This window comes from Nonomuraea sp. NPDC003201 (genome assembly GCF_053590415.1).
Genome location: NZ_JBSFTC010000371.1, coordinates 1 through 9,495, shown reverse-complemented (window position 1 = coordinate 9,495; position 9,495 = coordinate 1). Strand labels below are relative to the sequence as shown.

Below are 9,495 nucleotides of genomic sequence, written 5' to 3'. Positions count from 1 at the left end.
GGACGCGGCTTCTTCTTCCCCATGCTCTCCATCATGGACATCCTTCCGGGGACGAGCCCCTGATCTCGGATGTCCGTCAAACCGGATCAAGCCCAGGGGTTCGTCCCCGCAGGCAAGCCCGCGTCTTGTGCTTGTCCGTCTGCTCTATCTGATCGCGCTCCGGGTGTTCGGCTGGCTGATGTTGCTGGGCCGCGGTCAAGCGTCGAAGGACGCGAAGATCATGGTGTTGCGTTCATGAGGTGGCGGTGCTGCGGCGTCAGGTCGGACGCCGAAGCCGGACTGGGCTGATCGGGCTGTTCTCGCGGCGTTGGCCCGGTGGTTGCCGGCGGTGCTGCGCGCTCATCGTCGGTCAGCCCGGCGACACTGCTGGCATGGCATCGTCGCCTGTTGCGACGGGCCTGGACCCATCCGCATCGGCCCGGGCGTCCAGGAACGAGCCGGGAGATCACGCTGCTGAAGAGTCCGCCGCGGACACCGAGAGCCAACTGCTATGCCGAGCGCTGGGCCCGGACGGTGCGAGCCGAGTGTACGGACCGCGTGCTGATCTATGGCGAACGTCACCTGCGCTCGGTCCTGAGCGAATATGTCGATCACTACAACGGCCATCGATGTGGTGGTGCCGATGGAAGGCCGGATCGAACGCCACAAGATACTCGCAGGAGTGATCAACGAGTACCGCCGAGCCGCCTTACAGCCAGGCTTGCGTGGTGAGCTCGAAGCTTACGGCGGATCGAACGTGTACGAGCAACCACCGAGCAGCCGTCACCTGGTCATTTGCGTCCGCAGGCAGGATGGCTCGCAGCAGACCTCGGATGCGATGCGACGTCTGCTTGATGTGCATGGACGGAGTTTTCGGCAGGTGCAGAGACGGCCTGTCGTTAACGAAGCTGTCACCAGGTACACGCGAGCGCGTTTGCCCTGGTCATTAGGCCCTTTATGGAGGTTCTCCCGGATTTTTCGCGGTTTCGCGATCACAAGCGGTAAGTATCAGTCCGGATCTCGGGGGTTGGTCTGTGGTGGCCGACCTGGACCCATCGGCACCCCAGAGAGAGCCTCCCGTGAGGCGTGTTGGTGATCTTCTCTCGGAATCGAGCGTTTGCGAGAGCGCCCGGCCGAGATCAGGCTCGGGCCGGTTCGCGGGAAGAGGAGGCTGCGCCTCCGAGGTTGATCATGGCCCGGTACAGGGCAGTGTGCGCAGGCGGGGCAGGAAGCGGGCCGCGGGCCGGGGCCTGGTAGGACTGGATCATCAGGGCGAGAACGCGGCGCCAGGCGTCGGAGGCGGCGTCGGCGGTGGCGGTGATGACGCCGGCGGTGGCCATGAGCAGCAGGACCAGGTCTTGCGGGGTGAAGTCGTCGCGCAGATGGCCTGCGGCTTTGGCGCGGTCGATGAGGCGCACCGCGCCGTCGTAGGCCTCCTTGCGGCGGGCTTCCAGGGCCTTGGCGGTGGGGAAGGTCATGGTCAGCACGTCGGCGAAGCCGCGGTCGGCTGCCTGCATGGCGCACACCGTGTGGAGGTAGCCGGTGAAGCCGTGCCAGGGGTCGGGGTCGGCCAGGGCGGTGGCGACGGCGTCGACGTAGGCGTCCATGCGGTCGGCGAAGACGGCGGCGACCAGGTCTTCCTTGGCGGGGAAACGGCGGAACAGGGTGGCGATGCCGACGCCCGCTTCGCGGGCGACCGAGGCCATGGAGGCGCCCAGGCCGTCGCGAGCGAACACCGTGCGGGCGGCGGCCAGGACGCGTTCGCGGTTGCGTTCGGCGTCGCTGCGCAGCGGCGGGGTGAGGTCCTCGGCTTGCTGGTCGCCTGGGTTCATGGATCCCACTCTACCGAACTGGAATGCCCTATCCGATTCTGTTGTTATGCTGGCCGACGAACCGGAAAGGTCTTTCCAGATCGACAGGAGGAGTTTGTGATGCGTGCTGTGACGCTGGCGCAGGTGCCCGGGATCCTTGAGGTGACCGAGGTGGATGCGCCCCGCCCGGAGGCCGGTGAGCTGCTGGTGCGGGTGGAGGCATCGTCGGTGAACGGGTTCGACCTGGGCACCGCGGCCGGACACCTGCAGGGGATGATGGAGCACCGCTTCCCGCTGATCCCCGGCAAGGACTTCGCCGGCACCGTCGAGGCGGTCGGTGACGGCGTCGAGGGCTTCGCCGTCGGGGACGCCGTGTTCGGCGTGGTGACCAAGCCGCACCTGGGGACCGGGTCGCTGGCGCAGTACGTCGCCGTCCCGGCCGCCATCGGCGTCGCCCGCCTGCCGGAAGGGGCGTCGGTGCGCGAGGCGGGGGCGCTCGGCCTGGCGGGCACCGCCGCCTCCGACGGTCTTGCCGCGCTCGGCCCGCTGGAGGGCAGGACGGTGCTGATCTCGGGCGCCACCGGCGGTGTGGGCGCCCTCGCCGTGCAACTGGCCACGGCCCGGGGTGCGCGCGTGATCGCCACCGCCAAGCCGGGTTCGGAGGCCGGCTTCGTCTCGGCGCTGACCGACGCCGAGGTGCTTCTCGTCGACTACACCCAGGACGTAACCGCGCAGATCCGGGCACTGGCTCCGGACGGGGTGGATGCGGTGCTGCACCTGGCGGGCGACCTGGCCGAACTGACCGCGCTCGCGCGCGACGGCGGCGCCGTCGTCTCCGCCCTGGGCCTCCCCGAGGCCCCGGAGGGCCGCAAGCTGCAGACCGCCATGATCCAGTCCAACCCGACCGCCGACACCCTGTCCACGCTCGCCGGGCAGGTCGCCGCAGGCACCCTCAAGGTGTCGGTGAACTCCGTCTACGACCTGGAGCGGGCCGACGAGGCGTTCGCCGCGTTCGGCACCGGCACCCTCGGCAAGATCGCGCTCACCGTCGCCTGATCCGCCCCTTTCCCAACGGCTCTCTCACAAAGGATTCACTGTGCCCAGCATCGCCATCGTCGGAGCCGGCCCCGGTGTGGGCCTGGCCATCGCCCGTACCTTCGGCTCCCGCGGCTTCGACGTCGCTCTCATCGCCCGCAACCGCGACAAGCTCGACGACCTGGTCGGTCAGCTTGACGCCGAGGGCATCACCGCCGCCGCATTCCCGGCGGACGTGCTCGACCACGACGCGCTCACCCAGGCGCTCAAGGACGCCACCACCCGTTTCGGCGGCATCGACGTCCTGGAGTACTCCCCAGCCGGGAGCATCGAATCGATGACGCTCACCGCCCCGTCCGAGACCGACCCGTCCGACGTGCAGTGGGGGATGGACTTCCTGCTCTACGGGGCCATCGCCGCCACCCGGGCCGTGCTGCCCGCGATGCGCGAGGCCGACGCGGGCACCCTGCTCTACACCAACGGCGGCGGCTCGGTGGACCCCAACCCGATGCTCGGCAACGTCAACGCGGCCCAAGCCGCGCTGCGCAACTGGGTGCTCAACCTGCACAAGGAACTGGCCGGCACCGGCGTCCAGGCCGCACACGTCGCCATCGGCGTGTGGATCGGCACCGACGGCCCGCCCGGAGCGCCGACGGCCTCGGCCGAGGACATCGCCCCCCTCTACTGGGACCTGCACACCCGTCGCGACGAAGTCGAGCGCGTCTTCACCGTCTGACGCCGCCCTGGCTCTCCCCGTCCCACCATCGTTGATCCCTGATCCGCCGCGGCGCGACCGAAGAAAGGGTTTCCGCTCCGACTTCGGCATGATGCAGGCCTCTCCCATCCCGGACACCATGGACGACGCGGCGGCCTGCTTCAGCGGGGCTGGTTGGTGGGCTCCTCCGCCCGGGGCCGGGTGGCAGCCAGGCTGGCGAGGAGCTTGAGCCGGTCTTCGAAGGTGGTGCCCGGTTCGGCGGTGTAGATGGTCAGGTCGTGCACCGCCCGATGGGACATGGGCAGGTTCAGGGACTGGTAGGTCAGTTCCAGGCAGCCGACCTCGGGGTGCCGCAGCCGCTTGATGCCGTCGTGGCGGATGCGTACGTCGTGGGCGGCCCACATGGTGCGGAAGTCGGGGCTGAGTGTGGACAGCTCGCCGACGAGTTCGCGCAGGGCCCGGTCGTGGGGTTCGCGTCCGGCTTCCGCGCGTAGCAGCGCGGCGGTGATGACGGCGGCGGTCTCCCAGTCGACGTAGAAGTCGTGGGCGCCCGGGTCCAGGAAGATGTAGCGGGCGACGTTGGGGCGGCCGCGCTTGTCAGTGGTACCGCTGCGGAACCACGGCGCGAACACGGCTCGGGCCAGTGAATTGGCGGCGACGACGTCCATGCGACCGTTCTGCACCGATGCCGAGGCCATCGTCATGGAGTCGAGCATCCACTGGATGCGGGGCGGGACCTCGACATCCTTGCGGCGGGAGGGCGTGCGGCGGGCGGGCCGGGCTGCCCGGGCCAGGTCGAACAGGTAGGTGCGCTCGTCCTCCTCCAGCTGCAGTGCCCGGGCGACCGCGTCGATGACGTCTTCGGACACGCCGCTGATGTGGCCCTTCTCCAGCCGCGTGTACCACTCTGTGCTCACGCCTGCCAGCACGGCGACCTCCTCGCGCCGTAGCCCCGGAACCCGGCGCCTGCCGCTGGTCGGCAGCCCGACCTGCTCCGGGGCGATCTTGGCACGCCGGCTCGCGAGGAAGTCCCGGATCTCGGAGCGGTTGTCGGAACGATTACCGGGTCCCTGGTCCATACCGTCCACGGTAGTCGCGGGCTGACGTGCAGGAAGAGCGGAGGGGGGTTGAGTTTATACCCCCCATAAATACGACCTTCTCCACTTGCGGCGAAGCCGGTTTCGTGAAAGGGACAGCTCGAACACGACCCCTGTGGAGATGGAAGTATGAGCACGCGAGGAGGAGTCCTGCACGCCCGTGGCGACGTGCGCGTCGAAGAGCGTGGGCGTCCGCCGGCCAGGCTTCCTTTCGTCATCTATGTGCTGGCGTTGGGCACGTTCCTGATGGGCACGACCGAATTCGTGGTGGCGGGCCTGCTGCCGGAGATCGCGGGCAACCTGCGGGTGAGCGTGGCCCAGGCCGGGCTGTTGATCACGGTCTTCGCGGTCGGGATGATCGTCGGTGCGCCGCTGATGGCGATGCTGACGCTGCGGCTGCCCAAACGGCTGACCCTGATGCTCGCCTTGGGCGTCTTCGCCGCCGGACACGTCATCGTCGCCCTCGGCTCCAGCTTCACACTGCTGCTGACGGCGCGGTTCCTGACGGCGCTGGCGACCGGAGCGTTCTGGGCCGTGGCCAACGTGGCCGCCGCCCAGGCCGCAGGCCCTGCCGCCGGCTCCCGCGCCCTCGGCCTCGTCGGGGCCGGAGCCATGCTCGCCAACGTCGTCGGCGTGCCGCTCGGCGCGTTCGCCGGGCAGCTCATGGGCTGGCGGGGCCCGTTCTGGGCCCTCGCAGCCCTTGCCGCGGCAGCCATCGCGCTCATCGCCCGCGCCGTCCCGCACGACGGGCCTGCCCAGCACACGGGATCGATCCACTCCGAGCTGGCCGCTCTGCGTTCCGGCCGTCTGTGGCTGGTACTGGCGGCCTGCGCCACCACCACCGGCGGCGTCCTGGCCGCGTACTCCTACGTCGCGCCGCTGCTGACCGACCGGGCCGGCCTTGCTGCCGGGCTCTTGCCACTGGCGCTCGTCGGCTTCGGCATCGGCGCCCTCGTGGGCTCGATCGTCGGGGGCCGCCTGGGCGACGCCCGTCCGCACACGGTGACCATCGTGGCAGCAGCAGGAGCCACCCTCCTGCTCCTCGCGATCTGCCTGCTGACCGGCTACGCCGCGGCCACAGTCCTTCTGGTCGCCCTGCTGGGCTTCTTCGGGCTCGGCGCCAACCCGGTGCTGATATCCCTGGCCGTCCGCTTCGCGGGCCGGGCGCCCGTCCTGGCCTCTGCCCTGACCATCTCGGCGTTCAACTTCGGCACCGCCGTCGGCTCCTGGATCGCCGGCCTCGCCCTCGGCTCGTCGCTCGGGACCACCGGTCCTGCAGTGGTCGGCACCGCCATCGCCGCGCTGACCCTGATCCCCACGATCGCCATCGCCCTCACCCAGAGCCGTCGCTCCGCAGCGGCAGCCCGTAGCTGAGGGCTCCTGGCCACCGACTGGACCCCTGGAAAAGTTGCGGCTGGATTTCCGCCACCCAGAACCAATATCAATAACCCGAATCAGGACAGCAGGCAATGACTATTTCTGCTAGCGCGACAAGCGTCAGTGCGATGGTTGTCAGGCATTATGGCGAACCGGACGTGCTCACCGCGGAGGAAGTCCACCTAGATGCTCCCGCCAGTGGCGAAGTGCTTGTTCGCCTGGCCGTGGCAGGGATCAATTTCGTGGACATCTATCAGCGGCGAGGATTCCGCCCTGTGCCGCTGCCTTTCATTCCCGGACTGGAGGGTGCCGGCGTGGTGGAGGCTGTCGGCCCAGGCGTTGGCAACGTCAAGCCGGGTGACCGGGTCGCCTACGCTCAGCAGCCGGGGGCCTACGCCGAAGCCTCCGTCGTGCCGGCCCGGAGGCGGTCCGGCAAGCGGGCGCCGGCGATGTCATTGTCTATACTGAACACGATTTCGCCGCAGAGACCATGCGTTTGACCAGCGGTCAAGGTGCCGACCTCATCATCGATGGCGTAGGGGCAACCACCTTCGCGGAAACCTGGAAACAGCGGCCGTGCGCGGTCACATGGTGATTTTCGGTGCTGCCGGCGGACCCGCTGACGGCATCTCCCCGAACTCGCTCATGGAACGCTCACTGTCACTTTCCGGCGGCGATCTTCGGCACTTCATGCGAACTCGCGAGGAAATGCTGTCACGCGCGGAAGACGTGATCGAGGGCATCGAGAACGGCTGGCTGAAACCGCGAATTTTCAGCGTTCTCCCGCTGGCCGAGGCCGCCGAGGCGCATCGGCTGCTGGAAGGCCGTCAGACAATCGGCAAGATTCTTCTTTCGACAGGCGGCCTCAAAGCGCACTGAACTCGTCAGCTGCGTCAATATCCAATCGCCAACACCAGAAATCAAGCACCAATCGCATCGGAGAACACCTCATGCGCGCAACCTTCATGTACGGCGCCGGCGACGTCCGCGTCGAGAACGTCCCGGACTCGGTCATCAAGCTGCCCACCGACGCGCTCGTCCGCGTCACCGCCTCCTGTATCTGCGGCAGCGACCTGTGGCCCTACGGCTCGCTGTCCCCGGCGGACGGGCCCTCCCGGATGGGGCACGAGTTCATCGGCGTCGTCGAGGACGCCGGCTCGGACGTGACCACCGTCAAACGGGGCGACCTGGTCGTGGCTCCCTTCGCCATCTCCGACAACACCTGCGCGTTCTGCCGCGAGGGCTTGCACACCTCCTGCGCCCACCCGCAGGCCGGCTTCTGGGACGGCGAGCCGGAGGAGGGCGGCCAGGCCGAAGCGGTACGTGTCCCGCTCGCCGACGGCACCCTCGTCAAGCTTCCCGTCGCGGCGGACTCTGCCCTGATCCCGTCCCTGCTGACGCTCTCGGACGTGTTCGGCACCGGCCATCACGCCGCCGTGGCCGGCGGCGTCAACGAGCGCACCCGCGTCACCGTGATCGGTGACGGCGCCGTCGGCCTGCTGGCGGTGTTGTCGGCCAAGCGCCTGGGCGCCGAGCAGATCATCCTCATGGGCCGCCACCCGGCGCGCACCGACCTCGGCCGGGAGTTCGGCGCCACCGACGTCGTCTCCGCTCGCGGTGAGGAGGGGATCGCCCAGGTCCGCGAGCTGACCGGCGGGCACGGCACGCACGTGGTCCTTGAGGCCGTCGGCACCATGTCCGCCTACGCGCAGGCCCTCGGAATCGTCCGCCCGGGCGGCGTCATCAGCCGCGTCGGCGTCCCGCAGTACGAGGAGGCGCCAATCGGCTTCGGCAGCCTCTTCCGCCACAACCTCCGCCTGGCCGGTGGACCCGCGCCGGTCCGGGCCTACATCGAGGAGCTGATGCCCGACATCCTCGACGGCACCATCGAGCCGGGAAAGGTGTTCGACGCCACGACCGACCTCGACGGCGTCCCGGCCGGATATCAGGACATGGCCGACCGCAAGAGCCTCAAGGTCCTCATCAAGCCCTGACCTCGAGAGCCCCGACCGGGCCCCGAAGGAGTACATATGTCCACTGAACCGCCTGTTTCCGCTGTTCCAGCCCCGGCCACAGCCGATGAGTCCTCGTCGGCGCTCAATCGGCGCACCTTCATCGCTGTCGGTACCGCGGCCGGGGGTGCTGTCGTCGCGGACGGCCTGATCGCAGGGCCGTCCCTGGCCGCCCCGCGCGAGGTGGCCGCCGCCGAAGCGCCGCTCAGCGGCCGCGTCTCGCTGACCGTCAACGGCGAGCGGCACGCCGCGATGATCGACAACCGGACCTCGCTGCTGGACCTGCTGCGTGAGCAGTTCGGGCTGACGGGCACGAAGAAGGGCTGCGATGCCGGGGCCTGTGGGGCGTGCACCGTCCTGGTCGACGGTCGCCGGGTCAACGCGTGCCTGACGCTCGCGGTGCGGCTGGAGGGCGCCGAGGTCACCACCGTCGAGGGGCTCGCCCCGGACGAGGACGACGACCTGCACCCGTTGCAGCAGGCGTTCATCGAGCAGGACGCCTTCCAATGTGGTTACTGCACCCCGGGTCAGATCATGTCCGGCATCGGCTGCATCCGGGAAGGCCGTACCGGCTCGCCGGAGGAGATCCGGGAGTGGATGAGCGGCAACATCTGCCGCTGCGGCTGCTACACCAAGATCGTCCAAGCGGTCGAGCAGGCCGCCGGCGGGAAGTGAGGTCCGGATGCATCCCTTCTCCTACACCAAGGCCGCCGACATCGATGGCGCGCTCAACGGCGGCCGGCGGGGCGGCCGCTTCATCGCCGGCGGCACCACTCTGGTCGACCTGATGCGCGAGAACGTCGAGCGGCCCCGCGAGCTGATCGATATCAGTGCCCTTCCGTTGCATGACATCACCGGCACCGCCCGTGGGGGCCTGCGCATCGGTGCGCTCGTGTCGATGGCCGCGGCCGCCGCCCACCCCAAGGTACGCGCCGCCTTTCCCGTCGTGGCACAGGCGCTGGAGCTGAGCGCCTCGCCCCAGCTGCGCAACATGGCCACCATGGCGGGCAACATCATGCAGCGCACCCGGTGCACATACTTCCGCGACGTGACGGCCGCCTGTAACAAGCGCCGGCCGGGCTCGGGGTGCGCGGCGCTGGACGGTTTCAACCGTAGCCACGCGATCCTCGGCGCCTCCGACCAGTGTGCGGCCACGCACCCCTCGGATGTCGCCGTCGCCTTCACGGCGCTGGAGGCGAGCGTGCACCTGCTCGGCCCGGACGGGGAACGCAGCCTCGCCTTCGCCGACTTCCTGCTGCCACCGGGCAGCACCCCGCACCAGGAACACGCCCTGCGGCCGGGCGAGCTGATCACCGCTGTGGAGATCCCGGCCCATCCGCAACCGCTCAAGTCCGGATACCTGAAGGTCCGCGACCGCCAGTCGTACGAGTTCGCCCTGACCTCGGCAGCCGTCGCGCTGCACGTCCGCGGCGGCGTGATCCGCGCGGCGAAGATCGCCGCCGGCGGCG

Annotated in this window: 12 protein-coding genes; 10 read left to right on the top strand and 2 right to left on the bottom strand. The window is 69.3% G+C overall.

Features of this window, described 5'->3' with window-relative positions; genetic code table 11:
- On the top strand, positions 1-238 hold a 238-nt coding region (locus tag ACWDX9_RS54410; protein WP_449970237.1), incomplete at its 5' end, for a hypothetical protein.
- A 77-nt stretch (positions 239-315) separates the two neighbouring features.
- Entirely contained in the window at positions 316-711 is a 396-nt protein-coding gene (locus ACWDX9_RS54405) for an integrase core domain-containing protein (protein ID WP_449970235.1), read from the top strand.
- A gap of 407 nt (positions 712-1,118) precedes the next feature.
- Here ACWDX9_RS54405 and ACWDX9_RS54400 read toward each other — a convergent pair whose 3' ends face one another.
- Positions 1,119-1,811, bottom strand: coding sequence for a TetR/AcrR family transcriptional regulator (locus ACWDX9_RS54400; RefSeq protein ID WP_449970232.1), 693 nt, complete (start codon positions 1,809-1,811; stop codon positions 1,119-1,121).
- A gap of 99 nt (positions 1,812-1,910) precedes the next feature.
- On the opposite strand from ACWDX9_RS54400, the gene ACWDX9_RS54395 reads away from it, so the two are divergent.
- Positions 1,911-2,846, top strand: a complete 936-nt coding sequence (locus ACWDX9_RS54395) for an NADP-dependent oxidoreductase (protein WP_449970229.1) — start codon at positions 1,911-1,913, stop codon at positions 2,844-2,846.
- A gap of 40 nt (positions 2,847-2,886) precedes the next feature.
- Entirely contained in the window at positions 2,887-3,561 is a 675-nt protein-coding gene (locus tag ACWDX9_RS54390; RefSeq protein ID WP_449970226.1) for an SDR family NAD(P)-dependent oxidoreductase, read from the top strand.
- A 140-nt stretch (positions 3,562-3,701) separates the two neighbouring features.
- Here ACWDX9_RS54390 and ACWDX9_RS54385 read toward each other — a convergent pair whose 3' ends face one another.
- On the bottom strand, positions 3,702-4,619 hold the full coding sequence (locus ACWDX9_RS54385; protein ID WP_449970223.1) for a helix-turn-helix transcriptional regulator: 918 nt from the start codon (positions 4,617-4,619) through the stop codon (positions 3,702-3,704).
- Between the two features lie 147 nt (positions 4,620-4,766).
- Between ACWDX9_RS54385 and ACWDX9_RS54380 the strand changes: the two genes are divergently transcribed.
- From ACWDX9_RS54380 to ACWDX9_RS54355, 6 genes are all read left to right on the top strand, one after another.
- Positions 4,767-6,011 carry an MFS transporter gene (locus tag ACWDX9_RS54380; protein WP_449970221.1) on the top strand — a complete coding sequence of 415 codons (1,245 nt, stop codon included), beginning with the start codon at positions 4,767-4,769 and terminating at the stop codon, positions 6,009-6,011.
- A 131-nt stretch (positions 6,012-6,142) separates the two neighbouring features.
- Complete coding sequence (locus tag ACWDX9_RS54375) at positions 6,143-6,514, top strand: alcohol dehydrogenase catalytic domain-containing protein (protein ID WP_449970218.1); 372 nt, start codon at positions 6,143-6,145, stop codon at positions 6,512-6,514.
- A gap of 61 nt (positions 6,515-6,575) precedes the next feature.
- Positions 6,576-6,893 (top strand): zinc-binding dehydrogenase, encoded by a 318-nt coding sequence (locus tag ACWDX9_RS54370; RefSeq protein WP_449970239.1) that lies wholly within the window; start codon positions 6,576-6,578, stop codon positions 6,891-6,893.
- Positions 6,894-6,964: 71 nt separating this feature from the next.
- Positions 6,965-8,008 (top strand): zinc-dependent alcohol dehydrogenase family protein, encoded by a 1,044-nt coding sequence (locus ACWDX9_RS54365; RefSeq protein WP_449970215.1) that lies wholly within the window; start codon positions 6,965-6,967, stop codon positions 8,006-8,008.
- A 36-nt stretch (positions 8,009-8,044) separates the two neighbouring features.
- The gene (locus tag ACWDX9_RS54360; RefSeq protein ID WP_449970212.1) at positions 8,045-8,701 is read left to right on the top strand and encodes a (2Fe-2S)-binding protein; all 657 of its coding nucleotides are present in this window, start codon (positions 8,045-8,047) and stop codon (positions 8,699-8,701) included.
- 7 nt (positions 8,702-8,708) lie between these two features.
- Positions 8,709-9,495, top strand: a 787-nt coding sequence (locus ACWDX9_RS54355) for an FAD binding domain-containing protein (RefSeq protein WP_449970210.1), incomplete at its 3' end; no start/stop codon positions are given.

Coding starts and splice junctions, on each gene's coding strand:
- ACWDX9_RS54400 (WP_449970232.1), bottom strand. CDS start 1,811: ATGAACCCAGGCGACCAGCAAGCCGAGGACCTCACCCCGCCGCTGCGC.
- ACWDX9_RS54395 (WP_449970229.1), top strand. CDS start 1,911: ATGCGTGCTGTGACGCTGGCGCAGGTGCCCGGGATCCTTGAGGTGACC.
- ACWDX9_RS54385 (WP_449970223.1), bottom strand. CDS start 4,619: ATGGACCAGGGACCCGGTAATCGTTCCGACAACCGCTCCGAGATCCGG.
- ACWDX9_RS54380 (WP_449970221.1), top strand. CDS start 4,767: ATGAGCACGCGAGGAGGAGTCCTGCACGCCCGTGGCGACGTGCGCGTC.
- ACWDX9_RS54375 (WP_449970218.1), top strand. CDS start 6,143: ATGGTTGTCAGGCATTATGGCGAACCGGACGTGCTCACCGCGGAGGAA.
- ACWDX9_RS54365 (WP_449970215.1), top strand. CDS start 6,965: ATGCGCGCAACCTTCATGTACGGCGCCGGCGACGTCCGCGTCGAGAAC.
- ACWDX9_RS54360 (WP_449970212.1), top strand. CDS start 8,045: ATGTCCACTGAACCGCCTGTTTCCGCTGTTCCAGCCCCGGCCACAGCC.